The sequence below is a fragment of the Bordetella flabilis genome (assembly GCF_001676725.1).
Classification (GTDB): domain Bacteria; phylum Pseudomonadota; class Gammaproteobacteria; order Burkholderiales; family Burkholderiaceae_B; genus Bordetella_C; species Bordetella_C flabilis.
This window is the reverse complement of the sequence record NZ_CP016172.1, coordinates 2,703,932-2,722,072: the sequence shown is the minus strand read 5'-3', so window position 1 is coordinate 2,722,072 and position 18,141 is coordinate 2,703,932. Positions and strand designations below refer to the sequence as shown.

Here is an 18,141-nt window from a genome sequence, read left to right as displayed (position 1 = left end):
ATTTCGTGCCCTCCTCCCCTGCTTCTTCCGCGGCGCCTGTCCCAGGCGCCGATGCCCTGATCACCCCCGACCTGCTGCTATTGGTGGACGCCATCGCCCGCCATGGCAGTTTCGCCAAGGCGGCGCGCGAAATGGGCAAAGTGCCCTCGGCGGTCACCTACGCCATACGTGGCCTGGAAGACAAGCTCGACGTGCTGCTGTTCGACCGTGGCGGCCACCGGGCCGTCCTGACGCCGGCGGGCCAGGCGCTGCTGGCCGACGGCCGCCTGCTGCTGCAGTCGATGGAAGACCTCACGCGCCGCGTGCGGCGCATCGCCACCGGATGGGAACCGGAACTGCGCATCGCCGTCAGCGGCGTCCTGCCGTGGCCGCCGCTCTACGACCTGATCGAGGACTTCCAGCATGTCGGTGGCGCAACCAAGCTGCGCTTCTCCAGCGAAGTCCTGAGCGGCACCTGGGACGCCATGACATCGGGCCGCGCCGACCTCCTGATCGGCGGGGACGCGGCCTTCGCGCCCCCTGGACGCTTCGCCTCGCGGCCCCTGGGCGAGGTCACGCTGGTGTTCTGCGTCGCGCCGCATCACCCCCTGGCCAAGGTGGAAGACCCGCTGGCGCCCTCCGACATCGGCGCGCACTGCGCCGTCGTCGTGGCGGACACCTCGCGCGCCCTGCCGCCGCTTACGCGCAACCTGCTCGATATGCAGCAGCGCGTCGTCATGCCGACCATGCAGGCAAAGATCGACGCACAGGTCCGCGGCGTGGGCTGCGGCTATATTCCCCGGGTGCTGGCCCAGCCCTATCTGGACCAGGGGCTGCTCATGGAAAAAGCCACGCGCGACGGCCAGATGCGCGAGCAGCTCGTCTATGCGTGGCGCGCGCCGGCGCAGGGCGAAGCCCTGAAATGGTGGCTGAAGAAACTGGATTCCGCGCGCCTGCGCGCCAGCCTGACGGACCCCACGCCGGCCGGCTGAGCGGCGCGGACTATTCGTCCTCGATGCCCAGGTCGCGCAGCTTGCGCGTGATCGTATTGCGGCCGATGCCCAGGCGGGACGCCGCTTCGACGCGCCGTCCCCGGCTGGCCTCCAGCGCTGTCTGCAGCAGGATGCGCTCGAACTGCCGCGTCAGCGTGGCCATGATGGCCGGCTCGCCACGGTCCAGGCGATGCTGGGCATCGCGCAGCAAGGACTCCTGCCAGTTCTGCGGCGGGTCCGCGACCACCTGCCGTGAAGAAATCTGCGCTACCGGCTGCTGCTCCATCGCCCGGATCTCGGGCGGCAGGTCGGCGCGTTCGATGGTCTGGCCAGGCGCCATCACCGTAAGCCAATGGCAGAAATTCTCCAGTTGGCGCACATTGCCCGGAAAATCGAAACGCGTCAGCACGGCCAGCGCTTCCGGCGTGAGCCGCTTGGCCGGCACGCCCAGGGCGCGGGCGCTCTGCGTGAGGAAATGCTGGGCCAGCGCCGGGATGTCTTCCACGCGCTCGCGCAGGGGCGGCAAGCGCAGGCGGATCACGTTCAGCCGGTGGAACAGGTCTTCGCGGAACAGGCCCTGCTCCACGCGCCGCTCCAGCGGCTGGTGGGTGGCCGCCACGATGCGCACGTCCACGCGGACAGGTTGCGCACCGCCCACGCGGTAGAAGCTGCCTTCGGCCAGGACCCGCAGCAGCCGGGTCTGCAACTCGATCGGCATGTCGCCGATTTCGTCCAGGAACAGCGTCCCGCCGTTCGCTTCCTCGAAGCGTCCGCGCCGCAGATTGTTGGCGCCGGTAAAGGCGCCGCGTTCGTGGCCGAACAATTCCGCTTCCAGGAGGTCCCGCGGAATCGCCGCCGCATTCAGGGCGACGAAGGGACCGTTGGAACGCGCGCCGTGGCCATGCAAGGCCCGCGCGACCAATTCCTTGCCGGTCCCGGACTCGCCGGTGATCAGCACGGTGACCTTGGACTGCGCCAGGCGGCCGATGGCGCGGAAGATCTCCTGCATCGCGGTGGACGCGGACTGCGTCATCATCCAGCGTTCGGAGTTGGCCTCGGCCTGCGACGACGCCTCGTCGCCGGACTGTCCATCGGCCGACTCCTGGGCCGCGCGCTGGATCAACGCCACCGCATCGTTCACATCGAAGGGCTTGGCCAGATAGTCGAAAGCTCCGCCCTGGAAGGCCGACACCGTACTGTCCAGGTCGGCGAAGGCGGTCATCACGATCACGGGCAGCGCGGGATGGCGTTCCTTGATCTGCCGCAGCAGGTCGAGCCCATTGCCGCCCGGCATGCGGATATCGGACACCAGCGCCGCGGGCACTTCCGTCTCCAGCGCCGCCAGCACGTCTGGCGCCTGGGAGAAGCTGCGGGTGGTCATGCCGCCCCGGGCCAAGGCTTTTTCCAGCACCCAGCGGATGGCCTGGTCATCGTCTACGATCCAAACGGGTTTCATGCGGGTTCCATCGGCAATACCAGGCGGAATTCGGTGTGCCTGGGTCGGGATTCGAATTCGATGATGCCACCGTGTTGCTGCACGAAATCCTGGGCCAGGCTCAACCCCAGCCCCGTGCCGCCAGGACGCGCGGTGACAAGCGGATGGAAAATGCGGTCGCGGATATGTTCAGGCACTCCCGGGCCGTTGTCGATGATCGAAAGCACCGCGGCCAGCCGGTGCTGCCGGTGCGCCAGCATGACGCGACGCGCCACGCGGGTGCGCAATACGATTTGCGCCGGCGGCGTATCGGGGCCGCCCGGCTGCAGCGCCAACTCCTGCGCGGCGTTGCGCGCGACGTTCAGCACCGCCTGCATGAGCCGCGCGGCATCGCCCTGCAGGTCGGGCATGGAAGCGTCATAGTCGCGCACGATGGTCAGGCCATCGCGGAACTCCGCCTGGATCAGCGCGCTGACGCGTTCGCAGACTTCGTGGATATTGACCGGCCGCGCCTGCAACGGCATGCGCTGGGGGCCGATAAGCCGGTCGACCAGCGCCTGCAGCCGGTCGGCCTCTGAAATGATGACTTGCGTGTATTCCGCCAGCGCCGGATCGGGCAACTCCCCTTCCAGCAGTTGGGCGGCGCCACGCAAGCCACCCAGCGGGTTCTTCACTTCGTGCGCAAGGTTGCGCAGCAATTCGCGGTGCGTTTCGATCTCGTCGACCAGGCGGTGGTTACGGTCCGCCAGCACGCGCTGCTCGATCTCGCGCGCTTCGATGAGCACCGGCCAGGGCTGCCCCATCAAGGCGACGGTGGTCACCACCACGCTCACCGATTCGCCTCCGCGCCGCAGGGACGACAACTGGCGCGCGTCGGCGAAATTGCCGGCCTGCGCCTGCTCGATGGAATCCTGCACCGCCTCGCGGTCGTCGAACAGGCCCGCGGCGGACTGGCCGCCCAACTGGCGGCGCGACCGCCCGAACAAGTCCTCTGCCGCTGCATTGGCATGCACGACCAGCCCGTGCTCGTCCACCAGCAGTACGGATGTCGCGAGCAGGTCGAAGGCGTCTACATTCATCGTTGTCACCCGGGGCGGCGGACAGGCGGACCGGCAACCCGGTCCGCCCCCGCGTGTACCCGGGAAATCAGCCGTCAATCACAGGCTGTAGTACATGTCGAACTCGACGGGGTGCGCCGTCATGCGCAGACGCTGTACTTCCTGCTCCTTCAGCACCAGGTAGGCATCCAGCATTTCATTGCTGAACACGCCGCCCCGGGTCAGGAACTCGCGATCCTTGTCCAGCGCTTCCAGGGCCTGCTCCAGCGACGCGCAGACGGTCGGGATCTTGGCGTCCTCTTCCGGCGGCAGGTCGTACAGATTCTTGTCGGCGGGGTCGCCGGGGTGAATCTTGTTCTGCACGCCATCCAGGCCCGCCATCATCAGGGCCGAGAAAGCCAGATAGGGGTTGGCCAGGGGATCGGGGAAGCGCGTCTCGATACGGCGGCCCTTGGGGTTGCCGACATACGGGATGCGGATGGAAGCCGAGCGGTTGCGCGCCGAGTACGCCAGCTTGACCGGCGCTTCGAAGTGCGGGACCAGGCGCTTGTAGGAGTTCGTGCCGGGGTTGGTGATCGCGTTCAGCGCACGGGCGTGCTTGATGATGCCGCCGATGTAGTACAGCGCGAATTCCGACAGGCCGGCGTAGCCTTCACCGGCAAACAGGTTCTGGCCGTCCTTCCAGATCGATTGGTGCACGTGCATGCCGGAACCGTTGTCGCCCACGACGGGCTTGGGCATGAAGGTGGCCGTCTTGCCGTAGGCATGGGCCACGTTGCGCACGACGTACTTCAGGACCTGGTTCCAGTCGGCGCGCTTGACCAGCGTGCTGAACTGGGTGCCGATTTCCAGTTGGCCCGGAGCGGCCACTTCGTGGTGATGCACTTCGACCGGCACGCCCTGCTGTTCCAGGATCAGGCACATTTCGGAGCGCATGTCCTGGAAGGAATCGACGGGGGGCACGGGAAAATAGCCGCCCTTGACCAGCGGACGATGGCCCAGGTTGCCGCCTTCGAACTCGGTCCCGGTGGACCACGGCGCCTCTTCGGACTTGATCTTGACGAAGGTGCCCGACATGTCGGTGTTCCACGTCACGCCGTCGAACACGAAGAATTCGGGCTCCGGGCCGAAATAAGCGGTGTCGCCGATACCGGAGGACTTCAGGTAGGCTTCGGCGCGCTTGGCCAGGGACCGGGGGTCGCGGGAATAGCCGCTCATATCCGAGGGCTCGACCACGTCGCAGGTGAGCGCCAGCGTGGTTTCTTCCATGAACGGATCGATGCGGGCCGTGCCGGCATCCGGAATCAGAAGCATGTCCGAGGCTTCGATGCCCTTCCAGCCAGGGATCGAGGAACCGTCGAAAGCGTGGCCGCTTTCGAACTTGTCTTCGTCGACGACGCGCGCCGGCACCGAAACGTGGTGCTCGCGGCCAGCGGTATCGGTGAACCGGAAGTCGACGAATTTGACCTCCTTCTCAGCAATCTCTTTCACGACTTCTTTTGGGCTTGCCATGTCATCTCCGTTTGATAAAGGGTCGAGTGCTGCAACTCGACTGGCGTAGGACTAGAAGCAACATCCATGCCATGTTTTCCCCTGGGAATCCCGAAGGGTAGATACGAAATCATGCACCGGTATTGTGCATATCCTAGGGCACAAAGGTTCCATTTTGGTGCACAGGCCGGGGCGCCGTGGTGCATCAGGGCAGGAAAATGGCTTGAAGATCGTTCAGGAACGCCCAACCCTGAGGCGTTGCCTTCAGGCGCGTCGGGTCCGGATCCAGCAAGCCGCGGCGGACGGCTGCCTCCAATTGGTGCGCGATGGTCGCCAGCGACAGGCCGGTCCGTTCGGCGAAATGGGTCGCCGGCACGCCGTCCTTGAGCCGCAGCACGTTCAGCATGAACTCGAACGGCAGGTCCTCCGGACCGACCTCGCGCGACTCGGCCACGTGCGAACCGTCGCCTGCCAGCGCCGCCGCCATCCAGCGTTCGGGGTTGCGCGTGCGCGCCTGCCGGACGATGCGGTCGTGGAAGGACAGCTTGCCGTGCGCCCCGGGGCCGATGCCCAGGTAGTCGCCGAACTCCCAGTAGTTCAGGTTATGCCGGCAGCGCGCACCGGCCCGGGCATAGGCCGATACTTCGTAGCGGGCCAGCCCGGCCTGCTCCGCCAGCTCCTGCACCGTGTCCTGCATCGCCGCCGCGGTGTCGTCGTCCGGCACCACGGGCGGGTACTTCGCGAAGACCGTATTGGGCTCCAGCGTCAGGTGGTAGAGCGACAGGTGTTCGGTGCCATGGGAGAGCGCCTCGCGGACGTCCGCCGCACAGGCCTGCACAGACTGGCCCGGCAAGGCGAACATCACGTCAAGGTTGACCCGCGCCACCGCCGCCTGCGCCATCGCGATGGCGCGACGCGCCTGCGCGGCGTCATGGATGCGGCCCAGCGCGCGCAACTGTGCGTCGTCGAAGCTCTGGATGCCCAGGGAAAGGCGGTTGACCCCGCTTGCCGCGTAGTCGCGGAATCGGCCGGCCTCCGCGGTGCCGGGGTTGGCCTCCATGGTGATTTCCGCGTCCGGCCACAGGTTCAGGTAGGCCCGCAGCATCGCCAGCAGCTCATCCAGCCCCGCCGGCGACAGCAGGCTGGGCGTGCCGCCTCCAATGAATACCGTCATCACCTGGCGGCCCCAGATCAGGGGCAGCGCCTGCTCCAGGTCGGCGCGCAAGGCATCCAGGTACGCGCGCTCGGGTATCTCGCCCGCGATGGCGTGGGAATTGAAATCGCAATAGGGACACTTGCGCACGCACCAGGGCACGTGCACGTAGAGCGACAGCGGCGGCAGGCTGGTCAAGCCGGAAGCGCCGCGACGCGCCTGCGACGCAGGAAGAGGCACGTCCGCGTGGCGGATGGGAATGGTGATGGGCATGGTAGACAGCCGCGTCAGCGCGCGGCACGGTCCAGTTTGGCGAGCAGTTCGCGCAGCGCGAGCGCGCGGTGGCTGACGGCGTTCTTTTCGGTGGGCTGCAGCTCGGCGGCGGTCCGGCCCAGCTCGGGCAGCAGGAAGTGCGGATCGTAGCCGAAACCGTGATCGCCGCGCGGCGTGGCGCTGATTTCGCCGTACCAGACGCCCTCGCCCACCAGCGGCCGCGGATCGTCGGCGCTGCGCACCAGCACCAGGACGGCGACATAACAGGCGCGCCGGTCGGCCTGTCCCGCCAGGTTCCGTACCAGCAAGGCATTGTTGGCGGCATCGGATTTTTCCCCGCCGTCCAGGCTCGCGTACCGGGCCGAGTAGACGCCCGGCGCCCCGTCCAGGGCGTCGACGCACAGCCCCGAATCGTCGGCCAGCGCGGGCAGCCCGGTCAGGCGGCTGGCATGGCGAGCTTTCTCCAGGGCGTTTTCCACGAAAGTGACGTGGGGTTCGGGCGCCTCGGGCACGCCCAATTGATGTTGCGGTACCAGTTCGATGCCCAGGGGGGCGAACAAGGCGGCGAATTCCCGCAGTTTGCCGGCATTGCCGGACGCCAGTACAACGCGGTCGAGTCGGGAGGTGACGACGCTCATGATATGTAACGGGCGTGCGAGGCCCCAGGCAAACTGCTAGTGTATCGCCCGCGCCCCGGCCTGAGGTCACACTTTGAAACGCCGGCGCAACATGGACGGCTCACCATAGCCGACCTCCACCCGCTGCCTCCGCTGGCTTCCGTATGCACGCGCCTGTACATCCCGCTTCCGGAATTCCCGCCCACCATGCCGTCGCGCCGGCGGCGGGCCTGCTGGACGATATCCTCCGCGCAGGACAACTGACGCCGCTGTTCCAACCCGTGGTCGACCTGGCGCAAGGCCGCGTCTACGGCTACGAAAGCCTGATCCGAGGACCGCGGGACAGCTTGCTGCATACGCCCGACGCCCTGTTCGGCGAGGCGCGCCGGCGCGGGGTACACCCCGCCGTCGAACACGCGAGCGCGACCAGCGGCCTGCGTACTTTCCAGGACCTGGACGCGCCTGCGGACAGTTGTCTATTCCTGAACATGTCGGCCTCCGCCCTGCTGCATTTCTGGGCGCGCTGGGGACAGGAAACGCCCGCCCGGCTGCTGGAAGCCAGCGCCATCGACGCCGCGCGCATCGTCATCGAACTGACCGAGCATGACCCGGTATGTCCCGACCTGCGCGTGCTGACCGAAGTGTTCCGCGCCCTGCGCGCGCATGGCGTGCGCCTGGCGCTGGACGACTACGGCGTCGGCCACGCCAGCCTGCAACTGTGGTCCGAGGTGCAACCCGACCTGGTCAAGGTGGACCGCTACTTCTTCCATGGCATCGCGCGCGACGAGCGGCGGCAGCAACTGGTGCGCGCGATCCTGTCGGTCGCGCAGTGCCTGGGAACTCCCACCATCGCGGAAGGCATCGAGACCGCCGAAGACCTGGCCGCAGTGCGGGACCTGGGTATCCGCTACGCCCAGGGCTGGTTCCTGGGCCATCCCGCCGCCACCCTGGCCACGCACATCGGCGCGGAGGTGCGGCAGGCCCTGGCGCGCCGTCCCGCCCCGCGCGCCACGTCGCTGCTGCCCGGCGCCACCGCCGCCACGCTGCGCGTGGAGGCGCCTTCGGTGTCGCCCGGCCGGCATACCAACGATGACGTGCACCGCCTGTTCGACGAGCACAAGGCCCTGCACGCCGTGGCGGTGGTGGACGACGGGAACCGGCCGGCGGGCATCATCAACCGGCGCGACTTCACCGAGCGCTACGCCCAACGCTACACGCGCGAATTGTTCGGCCGCGACCCCTGCACCACGTTCATGAATAGCCAGCCGGTGCTGGTGGACGTGCACGCGTCCATCGACCAACTCAGTCACGTGCTGGTCTCGGAAGACCAGCGCTACCTGGTGGACGGCTTCATCATTACCCGCGACGGCCGTTACGACAGCCTGGGCACGGGCGAGGCGCTGGTCCGCTCGGTGACGGAAATGCGCATCGAAGCCGCCCGCTACGCAAACCCCCTGACATCGCTGCCCGGCAACATCCCGATCAGCCAGCACATCGGCAGCCTGCTCGAGGGCGGCGTGGACTTCGTCACCTGCTATTGCGACCTGAACCACTTCAAGCCGTTCAACGATGTGTACGGCTATTGGCGGGGCGACGACATGATCCAGTTGTGCGCATCGGTGATCCGCGCGAACTGCGACCCGCAGCGCGATTTCGTCGGCCATGTGGGCGGCGACGATTTCGTGATCCTGTTCCGCAGCGGCGACTGGCACGCCCGCGCCGAACGCATCATCGAACAGTTCAACGAGGGCGCCATCGCACTCTACGACGAAGGCGGCCGGGCGCGCGGCGGCATCGCGGCGGAAGACCGCTACGGCATCATGCGGTCATTCCCCTTCGTCACCCTGAGCATTGGCGCCCTGCAGGTGACGCCGCGATCAGGCATGCGCATCCGCGCCGAGGACATTGCCTCTGCGGCCGCGCGGGTCAAGCATCAGGTCAAGCACGGAAACGTGCCGCTCGTCGTCGAACCCTACCTCATGGCCGACGGCGCCTGAGCCGGGCCGGCTGGCAACGGGCAGGTCGGGGGCGCCGGCGTGCCCGGCGTCCACGCCGCCCAGGCGAAACACCGCGACGGCCTCGCGCAGGCGCTGCGCCCGTCCTTCCAAGGCGGCGACGGCGGCCGCGGTTTCCTCGGCCAGCGCCGCGTTCTCCTGGGTGTTGCCGTCCAGTCCCGACATGGCTTCGTGCATGGTGCCGATCCCCAACGCCTGCTCGGCGGCCGCCTCCGATATTCCGTGCACCAGTGCCGTGACGCAGGCGACCGCCTGGCGTACGTCATCGATGGTGCGGCCGGCCTCGCCCACTTCCCGCACGCCGGCCTGCACATGGCTGGCCGAATCCGCGATCAGCGTCTTGATCTCCCGTGCGGCATTGGCGCTGCGTTGGGCAAGGGTGCGCACCTCGCCGGCGACGACGGCGAAGCCGCGGCCCGCCTCGCCGGCACGGGCGGCTTCGACGGCGGCGTTCAGCGCCAGCATATTGGTCTGGAAGGCGATGCCGTCCACCACGCCGACAATGTCGCCGATGTGCCGGGCGCTGTCGGCGATGTCGCGCATGCGGGCGACCACGCGGTCGACCGCCTGGGCTCCCTGGCCGGCCAGCGTCTCGGCGCGCTGCGCCTGCGCGCTGGCCTGTTGCGCATTATCGGAGGTCAGGTGCACGGTCTGCGCCAGGGTCGACATGCCGGCCGCGGTCTCCTGCAGCATGCCGGCCTGTTCGGCGGTGCGCTCGGAAAGCTGTATGCCGCCCGCGGCCAGCGCGCGCATATCGGCGTGGATGTCGTCCACGGCGGTGCGCACCGTGCCGACCGCGGTCGCCAAACCGGCGCGCATGCGTGCCATGGCGGTGAAAAGCACGCCGATTTCGTTGTCGCCGGTGCGTCCTACCGCGCCGGTCAGGTCGCCGTCGGCGATATCGTCCAGGTGGTGGCCGGCCTCGACCAGGGGCCGCAGCAGCGCACGCTGCAGCACCAGGCGTATGCCGATGGCCAGCAGCAGCACGAATACCGCCAGGGCCACGGCACTGCGCACCGCGATGTCCTGCATGCGCGCGACTTCCCGTATGGCGGCCGCGCCCTGCTCCCGCATATAGCGCTGGAATTCACCTTCCGCCTTGACATAGGCCGCGGCCGCGGCGGGCAGCACCTGGTCGCCGAGCCGGTTCACCTCCACGCCGTTCCAGCCCTGGATCGCCTCGCGCATCGGCACCAGGCAGCCGTCCACCAGCGCGGCGTAGGCGCGCATCACGGCGTCATAGCGCGGCTTGCCGGCCTGGTTGGCGTAGGGCACGGCCTGCAGGCGGCTCACGCCCGCGCGCGCATCGGCCAGGAAGCGGTCGACGACGCGCAGCGCTTCGTCGCGATCCGGGATACGCCCGCCTTCCATATAGGTTTTCGCATCGACCAGGGCCGCGCGGGCCTGGAACACCGCCCCGCTGACATTGCCCATATCGCTGGCGCGCTCGATGTTATCGCGCCCCAGTTCTTCCACCCAGGCGCGGTTCTCGCGCAGCAGCGCGATGGCTGCCGCACCGGCGGCGCAAAACAGCACCACGAACAGCGCCAACACGATGGATAGCGCCTGCTTCACACTGAACTTGTTGTGCATCACATCCCACTTTCCCCTCGCGGGGCAAACATCCGGGGATGGATTATGTTGCGGCAAGTTGGCAGTTTCTTGACACTGGCGCAAGTCGTTGTGCGCGCCCGGGTGGCGCGGGTCCTCGTCCCGCGCCGCGCGGGCTCAACCCTGTCCCAGCGCCGCCCGTTGCGCCTGCACCAGGCGGCCGATGCCGCTTTCCGCCAAGGCCAGCATCGCGTCGAGTTCCGCGCGGCTGAAGGCGACCCCTTCGGCCGTGCCTTGCACTTCCACGAAGGCGCCCGCGCCGGTCATGACCACATTCACATCGGCATCGCAGCCGGAATCTTCTTCGTAATCCAGGTCCAGCACCGGCCGCCCGCCCACCATGCCGACCGACACGGCCGCCACATGGTCGCGCAAGGGATTGGCAGCGAGGTCGCCGCGCTTCATCAGCACGCCGATCGCGTCCGCCGTGGCGAGCCATGCGCCCGTGATGCTGGCGCAGCGCGTGCCGCCATCGGCCTGCAGCACGTCGCAATCGATCTGCAGCGTGCGCTCGCCCAGCAGGCCCATGTCCACGACGGCGCGCAGGCTGCGGCCGATCAGGCGCTGGATCTCTTGCGTGCGCCCGGACTGCTTGCCGCGCGCGGCCTCCCGGTCGCCGCGCGTATGCGTGGCGCGCGGCAACATGCCGTACTCCGCCGTCACCCAGCCCTGGCCCTGCCCCTTGAGGAAGCCAGGCACCTTGTCGAGCACGCTGGCGGTGCACAGGACATGGGTATTGCCGGCCTTGATCAGCACCGAGCCCTCGGCGTAGCGCGTAAAGCCGCGCGCCAGGTCGAGCGGGCGCAGTTCGTCAGGGGCGCGCCCGGAAGGCCGGACCATCGTGGTAGGGGTCGTCACGCGTTTCTCCATGGATACAGTCGGTGGGGTCGGCGGATTGTACGTGGCCCTCGCGCTTCAGGTTATTCTGCCGGCAAGGGTACGCTTCGCGCCCGTTCACTATCAGGATCTACCGAACATGATACGCAGCATGACGGCCTTCGGCAGCGCCCGCGCCGACCTCGATGCAGGTTCGCTGGCGCTGGAATTTCGCAGCGTCAATAGCCGTTTTCTCGATCTCTATTTCCGGTTGCCCGACGACCTGCGGCACCTGGAAGCCCCCCTGCGGGAACTGCTCACGAGCCAGCTCGCCCGTGGCAAGGTGGAGGTCCGCGTCAGCTACACGCGCAACGTCGCCGCCGATGTCGACCGCCTCGATCCGCAATGGCTGAAGACGCTGGCCGAACAATTGCAGGCGGCCCGCGAGATATTGCCGGAGATCGAGCCGCCGCGCCTGGTCGAACTGTTCAACTGGCCCGGCCAGCGCAACAACGACGCGCTGGACCCACAAGCCTGGGGCGCGGCCGGCATGCAGGCCGCACGCGAAGCCCTGCAGCAGCTGCAGGATGCGCGCGCCCGCGAGGGCGAACGCCTGGCCGCCATGATGCGCGAATGCGCGGCCGGTATCCAGAAGATCGTGGAGGAAGTGGAGCGCCACCTGCCCCAGTTGCTGGCCGACCATCGTGAAAAGCTGGCGGCCAAGCTGCGCGAAAGCGTCGAGACCGCCTTTCCCGGCGGCTTCACCCACATCAGCGGCGCCGAGCTGACCGAACGCCTGTCGCAGGAAGCCAACCTGTTCGCGCTGCGCATCGACGTTGCCGAGGAGCTATCGCGCCTGCGCTCGCACCTGGCCGAACTGGTGCACATCCTGACCGAAGGCGATGACAAACCCAAGGGCGGCAAGCGCAGCGGGGGCGGCAGCGGCAGCGCCGGCAAGCGCCTGGATTTCCTTTTCCAGGAAATGAACCGCGAAGCCAACACCCTGGGTTCCAAGGCCGGCAGCGTCGACGTCACCCGCGCCGCCATGGACCTGAAGCTGCTGATCGAGCAGATGCGGGAGCAGGCGCAGAATATCGAGTAGAAATATTAAAAACCACTGCAGATCTGGCGCGCGAGCGCGCAAGGGCGTTCCCTATCCGTCGTGCCACGGTGCTGCGAATGAAGGCGACGGTAGACCTCTGTCGCAAACGGCTGGCGCCCGCCTGACCCCGCCGCAGCCCTTACAGCACCCGCCCGAACCAGCGCAGCGACAGCAGCGCCGCGCAGGCGGCCAGCAGCGTACCCAGCGCGGTGAACAAGGCGGTCACTTCCACCGGTTGCCGCTTGCCCAGGGCCAGCCTGGCGCTGAGCGTGCGGTATACCGATTTCAACTCGGCCGCGTCCTGGGCGCGGAAGTATTCCGCGCCGGTCATGTCGGCCACCTTCTTCAGCGCCGCTTCATCCAGCTTGACGCGGGCCGCCATGCCTTCCAGGCGCAGCACCGTCCCTTCCGGCGTACCGACGCCGACCGTATAAACGCGCACGCCATGCTCGGCGGCGATGGTGGCGGCCTGGACCGCGTCCGGACCGGCATTGCTTTCGCCGTCCGACAACAGCACGATGGCGCCGGCCGCATAGGATCCCGGGGCCACGGGTCCCCCTTCCGCCTGCGGGCCTGCGGCGCGTTCCGCCGGGCGGGAAACGGCATCGGGCGGCCTGCCGGGCGCGCGCGCCGGCTCCGGCGCCTTCGCATTGCCGGTATTCATGAAGCGCTCGGCATCGATGCCGGCCTGCGGCAGCAGGGTCGTGAGCGCGATGATCAGGCCGCTGCCCAGCGCGGTGCCCCGCTGCGCCTGGAGGCGGTCGATGGCCGCCACCACATCCGCCTTGTTGCGCGTCGGCGGCTGCGCCACCGCGGCGGTGCCCGCCACCGCGATCAGCCCTACCCTGACGCCGACGGGCTGCTCGTCCAGGAACACCTTGGCGGCCTGCTGCGCGGCATGCATGCGGGTCGGCTTGATGTCCTCCGCTTTCATGCTGCCGGAGGTATCCACGGCCAGCAGAACGGTTTCGACACGCGATGGCAGCACCATCATCGCCTGCGGACGCGCGATGGCCAGGGTCAACGCCGTCAGGGCCACGAACATCAGCACCGCCGGTACATGGCGACGCCAACCGCTGCCGCCGCGTGCAACGGCCCCGACCGTCATCAAGGCGGGATAGCTCACGGCCACGCGGCGCCGGCGCCGCTCATGCCATAGGTACGCAATGGCCAGGACAGGGGGCAGCACGAGCAGCCAGAGCATTCTGGGCCACAGGAACTCCAGGGCGGCGAGCTGGCTCATATGGGTCTCCTTCCCACCTGGCCTTGTTCCCGGCCTTGCTGCTGTCGTTCCCCTTGCTGCTGTCGTTCCCCTTGCTGCTGTTGTCCCCATTGTTGCTGGCCCTGTTCCCCGCCTTGCCGCTGCGCCTGCCCCGCGTCGTCGAGCGCGGGATCCGCGGGCATGCCGCCCTTGCCCGGCGCGCGCCGCCGGCGGGCGAATTCCAGCAGGGCCAGATCCAGGCGTGCGTCGGTCGCCAGCGTCAGGCAGGTCACGCCGGCGTGCGCGAACGCCTGCTGCAGGCCGGTCTCGCGGGCCTGCGCCGCTTCCGCGAAGCGCTTGCGGAAGCTTGCATCGTGCGTATCGACGAACAACTGTTCCCCCGTTTCCGCATCCTGCAGGACGACCAGGCCCAGATCCGGCAAGGCGGTCTCCAGGGGATCGCGCAGGCGCACCGCCACGACATCATGCCGCCGGGCCAGCTTGCCCAGCGGCGCCTCCCAACCCGGCGCGCTGATGAAGTCGGACACCACGAACAGCGCGGATCGCCGTCCCACGGCCATCCTGGCGTGCTCGAGCAAATCGCTCAGCCGCGTTTCGCCGCGCACCGCGGGCGGCGCCGCCAGCATGCGATCGAGCAGATGCAGCAGGTGGCGCCGTCCCGCCCGGGCCGGCACGACGAGGGGACGCGTGTCGTCGGCGCCCACATACACCACGGCCCCCACCCTGTTTCCGTAGCGGGTCAGCAGGCGCGCCATGACTGCGGTGAACTCGTCCAGCAGCGCCCGCTTGCGCACACCCTGCGAACCGAAGTCCACCGAGCCGCTCATATCCAGCAGGAACCAGGCGGAAACCTCGCGGTCTTCCTGGAACTCGCGCACGTAAGGCGTTTGCAGGCGCGCCGTCACATTCCAGTCCATATAGCGCACGTCGTCGCCGGGCCGGTATTCGCGCAGGTCGGCAAGATCCAGCCCGAAGCCGCGGAACAGCGTGCGATAGTCGCCCTGGAGCAATCCATCGAGGCGGCGGATCACCGTCCACTCGAGCCGCCGCACGAGGGCCTCCGCGCGGCTCGCCGATATGTCGGGCGCCAGCCCGCCCGCCCCCGCGGGCCGTGCGTCGCCGGGAGGCGCGCGCCGCCGCTTAAACCGCAGCAACCCGAACATGGGATTCCAGCGGACGCTCGGGCGCCGGCAACGCGCGCAACACGCGCGCGACGATTTCGTCGGCGCTGATCCCTTCGGACAAGGCCTCGTAGGAAAGCACGATACGGTGCCGCAACACGTCGGGCACCAGGTCGACCACGTCTTCCGGCAGCACGTAGTGGCGGCCACGCAGGAAGGCCAGCGCGCGACCGCCCTCGATCAGGCCGATGGTGGCGCGCGGACTGGCGCCGAAGGTGATGTAGCGCTGCAGTTCAGGCAGACCGCAGTTGCCCGGCGCCCTCGTGGCGCCCACCACACGGACCGCATAGTGGACCAGGCCCGGATCCACATACACCCGGCGGCATTCATCCTGGAGCAAGGCGAGTTGTTCCGTCATGGCGACCCTGTTGACGTCGATACGCGGCCCGGTCACGCGGTTGACGATGACCACCTCTTCTTCATCCGTGGGATAGCCCACCAGCACCTTCATCAGGAAGCGGTCGATCTGCGCTTCCGGCAAGGGATAGGTGCCTTCGGTCTCTATCGGATTCTGCGTCGCCATTACCAGGAAAGGCACCGGTACCGGATGGGTCTCGCCGGCGATGGTTACCTGTCTTTCCTGCATCACTTCCAGCAGCGCGCTCTGCACCTTGGCCGGCGCGCGATTGATTTCGTCGGCCAGCAGCAGGTTCGCGAAGATGGGGCCGAGCACCGTGGAAAATTCCCCCGTGCGCTGGTTGTACATGCGCGTGCCCACCAGGTCGGCGGGCAGCAGGTCTGGCGTGAACTGGATGCGCTTGAACGACCCGCCCATGGTCTTGGCCAGGGTGTTGACGGTGAGCGTCTTGGCCAGGCCCGGCACGCCTTCGACCAGCAGGTGGCCCCGCGCGAGGACGGCAACCAATACCCGTTCCAGGAAATGGTCCTGTCCCACCACCACGCGTTTCACCTCGTACAGCAGACGCTCCATCAGGTTGGCGCTGTCCACGGCGCTCAGGGCTTGGTCGTTCATACGCCTGCACCTCTCTAGAAAGGAGAAAAGCCCACGGCCGTGCCGGCGCTTTCGATGGTGGTCGCGAAGCCGATGCCGACGAAGGTGCCGGTTTTCGCGGGGTTCAGGATGGCGGTGACGATGCCCACCACCTCGCCGTCCATATTGACCAGGGGACCGCCGGAATTGCCGGGATTGGCGGCGGCGTCGAACTGGATCAGGTGATCGAGGTCCTGCTTGCTCTCCGCCGAAACGAATTCGCGGTTGAGCCCGGACACCACGCCGGCGGACACCGACGGGCCGATACCGAAGGGAAAGCCGACCGCGACCACTTCGTCGCCCGGCGCCAGGTCCCGGCTGGACCCCAGCGTGGCAGGCGGCAGGTCGTCAGGCAGCGACTTGGCGCGGATGACCGCCAGGTCTTTTTCCGGCTGGACGCTGAGCACCGAGGCTTCCGACTCGCTGCCGTCGTGGAAGGTCACCGTCAGCCGCGCGGCGCCGGCGATGACGTGGTAGTTCGTAAGGATGAGACCGCCTTCGGTCACCACCACGCCGGATCCGATATTGACCGGTCCTCGCCTGGCCTCGCCCTGGCCCTTGCCGTCCGGCGCGTGCTCCTGGGACGGTGGCGGAACCTGGGCCTGCGGAGGCGCTGAACGTGGCACGTCCGGGCCTTGCGCCTGCGGCGGTGTGGGGTTGGGCGGCCGGGCCGGCGCCTGTGGCGGTACCGGCGCGGACTCGCGCCCCTGCCCCTGCGGTGGCGCAGGCTCGGCACGCGGCTCCTGCGGCGGTCCCCGGTACGGTCCTTGGGGTGGATCCTGCGGCGGCCCCTGTCCGCCATCCTGCGGCGCGGCGGGCTTGGCTTCCTCCTGCACGGCAGGATAGCCATGGATTTCGACGACCGATTGCTGGACCGCTTCGGCCGCTCGCGCGGTGCGCGATGGCAGCCGCTTGGTCTGCAACGTGTGCAGGACGGCGGCGTCGATGTCGGCCTGCGTGAGCAGCCGCCAGCGCGGTTGCATGTACCAGGCAAAGGAAAGGCCCGCCGCGACCACCAGCGCCGCCGCCCCCGCCGTCCATCCGTAGATCGCACGCCGTTTCATCGCAGCCACCGAAGTCCCGTGCCGCCGTCGGAGTAAAGTACCATCGACGCATCAACGCGCCAAGGAGAACTGTATGCGGTTTCTCTGGCCCGAAATGCTTTGGCTGCTTTTGGCGCTGCCCATCCTTGTGGCGGCCTATGTGTACGTGCTCGCCCGGCGCAAGAAGGCCGCGCTGCTCTACCCCAGCGTTGCGCTGGCGCGGGCGGCGCTCGGCCCCCGCCAGCGCCTGCGGCGCCATATCCCGCCGCTACTCTTCCTGCTCGCCCTGGCCGCCGCCTTGTTGGCCTGCGCGCGCCCCACCGCGACCGTCACGCTGCCAGCGGATACGCTGACCCTGGTGCTCGCCATGGATGTCTCGCGCAGCATGGAAGCGGGCGATGTCGCGCCCACGCGCATCGTTGCCGCACAGCAGGCGGCAAGGAACTTCATCGCCGAACTGCCGCCCAGCGTGCGGCTGGGCATCGTTTCCTTTGCCGCGGCGGCGACCGTCGTGCAGCCGCCCACCGACAACCGGCAGGACATGCTCGACGCCATCGACCGGTTCGAACTGCAACGCGGCACGGCCACCGGCAGTGGATTGATCGTCGCGCTGGCCACGCTCTTTCCGAACGACGGCATCGATGTCGAAGCGGTGCTGCTGAACACGCCGTCGCTGCGCTTCGATCGGCAGGCCGCGCCGCTGGGCCGGAACGGCGCTGCCGAAGCGGCCCGCAAACGGGAACAGGAGCGACCGCCCGTGGAGCCGGGATCCTATCCGAACGGCGCCATCATTCTGCTTAGCGATGGCCGCCGCACCACCGGCCCGGACCCCGTCGAAGTGGCACGCATGGCCGCCAAGCGTGGCGTGCGCATCTATGCCGTGGGCTTCGGTACGCGCCAGGGCGGCTATATCGGCGAAGAAGGCATGTCGTATTTCATGCAATTGGACGAACCGACATTGCGGGCAGTGGCCAAGATGACGGGCGGCGAGTACTTCCAGGCCGGGTCCGCCGCCGACCTGAGCCAGGTTTACCGCAATCTCAGCACCCGCCTGTCGCTCGAACGCAAGGACACCGAGATCTCGGCGCTGCTGACCGCGGCGGCCGCCCTGTTGCTGGCCATGGCCTGCACGCTGTCGTACCTGTGGTTCCGCCGATGATGG

The 18,141-nt window shown here is 68.2% G+C and carries 15 protein-coding genes; 4 read left to right on the top strand and 11 right to left on the bottom strand.

Translation table 11 applies throughout. The features are described from left to right. Positions 1 to 5 precede the first annotated feature (5 nt). Positions 6 to 971 carry a LysR family transcriptional regulator gene (locus BAU07_RS11905; RefSeq protein ID WP_066665343.1) on the top strand — a complete coding sequence of 322 codons (966 nt, stop codon included), beginning with the start codon at positions 6 to 8 and terminating at the stop codon, positions 969 to 971. Positions 972 to 981: 10 nt separating this feature from the next. Here the strand turns inward: BAU07_RS11905 and ntrC are convergent, their stop codons facing one another. The 5 genes from ntrC to rdgB all read right to left on the bottom strand — a co-directional run bounded on the left by ntrC (position 982) and on the right by rdgB (position 7,019). Then, positions 982 to 2,427, bottom strand: a complete 1,446-nt coding sequence (gene ntrC, locus BAU07_RS11900; protein WP_066657780.1) for a nitrogen regulation protein NR(I) — start codon at positions 2,425 to 2,427, stop codon at positions 982 to 984. After that, positions 2,424 to 3,485 (bottom strand): nitrogen regulation protein NR(II), encoded by a 1,062-nt coding sequence (gene glnL, locus BAU07_RS11895; protein ID WP_066657777.1) that lies wholly within the window; start codon positions 3,483 to 3,485, stop codon positions 2,424 to 2,426. The genes ntrC and glnL overlap by 4 nt, the downstream gene beginning before the upstream one ends. A 78-nt stretch (positions 3,486 to 3,563) precedes the next feature. After that, on the bottom strand, positions 3,564 to 4,976 hold the full coding sequence (gene glnA, locus BAU07_RS11890) for a type I glutamate--ammonia ligase (protein WP_066657771.1): 1,413 nt from the start codon (positions 4,974 to 4,976) through the stop codon (positions 3,564 to 3,566). Positions 4,977 to 5,160: 184 nt separating this feature from the next. Continuing rightward, positions 5,161 to 6,381, bottom strand: a complete 1,221-nt coding sequence (gene hemW / locus BAU07_RS11885; protein WP_066657766.1) for a radical SAM family heme chaperone HemW — start codon at positions 6,379 to 6,381, stop codon at positions 5,161 to 5,163. 14 nt (positions 6,382 to 6,395) lie between these two features. Next, positions 6,396 to 7,019: an RdgB/HAM1 family non-canonical purine NTP pyrophosphatase gene (gene rdgB / locus BAU07_RS11880; protein ID WP_084025636.1), complete on the bottom strand. Its 624-nt coding sequence runs from the start codon at positions 7,017 to 7,019 to the stop codon at positions 6,396 to 6,398. Between the two features lie 143 nt (positions 7,020 to 7,162). On the opposite strand from rdgB, the gene BAU07_RS11875 reads away from it, so the two are divergent. Next, on the top strand, positions 7,163 to 8,995 hold the full coding sequence (locus tag BAU07_RS11875; protein WP_066657762.1) for an EAL domain-containing protein: 1,833 nt from the start codon (positions 7,163 to 7,165) through the stop codon (positions 8,993 to 8,995). On the opposite strand, the gene BAU07_RS26795 is transcribed toward BAU07_RS11875, so the two are convergent. Both BAU07_RS26795 and rph read right to left on the bottom strand, forming a co-directional pair. Continuing rightward, on the bottom strand, positions 8,876 to 10,606 hold the full coding sequence (locus BAU07_RS26795; protein WP_157122507.1) for a methyl-accepting chemotaxis protein: 1,731 nt from the start codon (positions 10,604 to 10,606) through the stop codon (positions 8,876 to 8,878). The two genes, BAU07_RS11875 and BAU07_RS26795, sit on opposite strands and share 120 nt — an antisense overlap. 135 nt (positions 10,607 to 10,741) lie before the next feature. Continuing rightward, positions 10,742 to 11,494: a ribonuclease PH gene (rph, locus tag BAU07_RS11870; RefSeq protein WP_066657755.1), complete on the bottom strand. Its 753-nt coding sequence runs from the start codon at positions 11,492 to 11,494 to the stop codon at positions 10,742 to 10,744. 106 nt (positions 11,495 to 11,600) lie between these two features. Between rph and BAU07_RS11865 the strand changes: the two genes are divergently transcribed. Beyond that, positions 11,601 to 12,542 carry a YicC/YloC family endoribonuclease gene (locus BAU07_RS11865; RefSeq protein WP_066657747.1) on the top strand — a complete coding sequence of 314 codons (942 nt, stop codon included), beginning with the start codon at positions 11,601 to 11,603 and terminating at the stop codon, positions 12,540 to 12,542. 139 nt (positions 12,543 to 12,681) lie between these two features. Here BAU07_RS11865 and BAU07_RS11860 read toward each other — a convergent pair whose 3' ends face one another. Genes BAU07_RS11860 through BAU07_RS11845 form a run of 4 tightly spaced genes read right to left on the bottom strand, consistent with a single transcriptional unit; the run spans position 12,682 to position 17,000 of the window. Continuing rightward, positions 12,682 to 13,785 (bottom strand): VWA domain-containing protein, encoded by a 1,104-nt coding sequence (locus tag BAU07_RS11860; protein ID WP_066657744.1) that lies wholly within the window; start codon positions 13,783 to 13,785, stop codon positions 12,682 to 12,684. Next, positions 13,782 to 14,927, bottom strand: a complete 1,146-nt coding sequence (locus BAU07_RS11855) for a DUF58 domain-containing protein (protein ID WP_084025634.1) — start codon at positions 14,925 to 14,927, stop codon at positions 13,782 to 13,784. The genes BAU07_RS11860 and BAU07_RS11855 overlap by 4 nt, the downstream gene beginning before the upstream one ends. Continuing rightward, entirely contained in the window at positions 14,905 to 15,918 is a 1,014-nt protein-coding gene (locus BAU07_RS11850) for an AAA family ATPase (RefSeq protein WP_066657741.1), read from the bottom strand. Before BAU07_RS11850 ends, BAU07_RS11855 begins: the two co-directional genes overlap by 23 nt. Positions 15,919 to 15,932: 14 nt before the next feature. Next, the gene (locus BAU07_RS11845) at positions 15,933 to 17,000 is read right to left on the bottom strand and encodes a S1C family serine protease (RefSeq protein WP_066657740.1); all 1,068 of its coding nucleotides are present in this window, start codon (positions 16,998 to 17,000) and stop codon (positions 15,933 to 15,935) included. A 73-nt stretch (positions 17,001 to 17,073) separates the two neighbouring features. On the opposite strand from BAU07_RS11845, the gene BAU07_RS11840 reads away from it, so the two are divergent. Further along, positions 17,074 to 18,138 carry a VWA domain-containing protein gene (locus BAU07_RS11840; RefSeq protein ID WP_066657737.1) on the top strand — a complete coding sequence of 355 codons (1,065 nt, stop codon included), beginning with the start codon at positions 17,074 to 17,076 and terminating at the stop codon, positions 18,136 to 18,138. Positions 18,139 to 18,141 lie beyond the last annotated feature (3 nt).

Excerpts from the sequence above, each read along its gene's own strand:
- ntrC (WP_066657780.1), bottom strand. The coding sequence starts at position 2,427 with ATGAAACCCGTTTGGATCGTAGACGATGACCAGGCCATCCGCTGGGTG.
- glnL (WP_066657777.1), bottom strand. The coding sequence starts at position 3,485 with ATGAATGTAGACGCCTTCGACCTGCTCGCGACATCCGTACTGCTGGTG.
- glnA (WP_066657771.1), bottom strand. The coding sequence starts at position 4,976 with ATGGCAAGCCCAAAAGAAGTCGTGAAAGAGATTGCTGAGAAGGAGGTC.
- hemW (WP_066657766.1), bottom strand. The coding sequence starts at position 6,381 with ATGCCCATCACCATTCCCATCCGCCACGCGGACGTGCCTCTTCCTGCG.
- rdgB (WP_084025636.1), bottom strand. The coding sequence starts at position 7,019 with ATGAGCGTCGTCACCTCCCGACTCGACCGCGTTGTACTGGCGTCCGGC.
- BAU07_RS11875 (WP_066657762.1), top strand. The coding sequence starts at position 7,163 with ATGCACGCGCCTGTACATCCCGCTTCCGGAATTCCCGCCCACCATGCC.
- BAU07_RS26795 (WP_157122507.1), bottom strand. The coding sequence starts at position 10,606 with ATGCACAACAAGTTCAGTGTGAAGCAGGCGCTATCCATCGTGTTGGCG.
- rph (WP_066657755.1), bottom strand. The coding sequence starts at position 11,494 with ATGGAGAAACGCGTGACGACCCCTACCACGATGGTCCGGCCTTCCGGG.
- BAU07_RS11865 (WP_066657747.1), top strand. The coding sequence starts at position 11,601 with ATGATACGCAGCATGACGGCCTTCGGCAGCGCCCGCGCCGACCTCGAT.
- BAU07_RS11860 (WP_066657744.1), bottom strand. The coding sequence starts at position 13,785 with ATGAGCCAGCTCGCCGCCCTGGAGTTCCTGTGGCCCAGAATGCTCTGG.
- BAU07_RS11855 (WP_084025634.1), bottom strand. The coding sequence starts at position 14,927 with ATGTTCGGGTTGCTGCGGTTTAAGCGGCGGCGCGCGCCTCCCGGCGAC.
- BAU07_RS11850 (WP_066657741.1), bottom strand. The coding sequence starts at position 15,918 with ATGAACGACCAAGCCCTGAGCGCCGTGGACAGCGCCAACCTGATGGAG.
- BAU07_RS11845 (WP_066657740.1), bottom strand. The coding sequence starts at position 17,000 with ATGAAACGGCGTGCGATCTACGGATGGACGGCGGGGGCGGCGGCGCTG.
- BAU07_RS11840 (WP_066657737.1), top strand. The coding sequence starts at position 17,074 with ATGCGGTTTCTCTGGCCCGAAATGCTTTGGCTGCTTTTGGCGCTGCCC.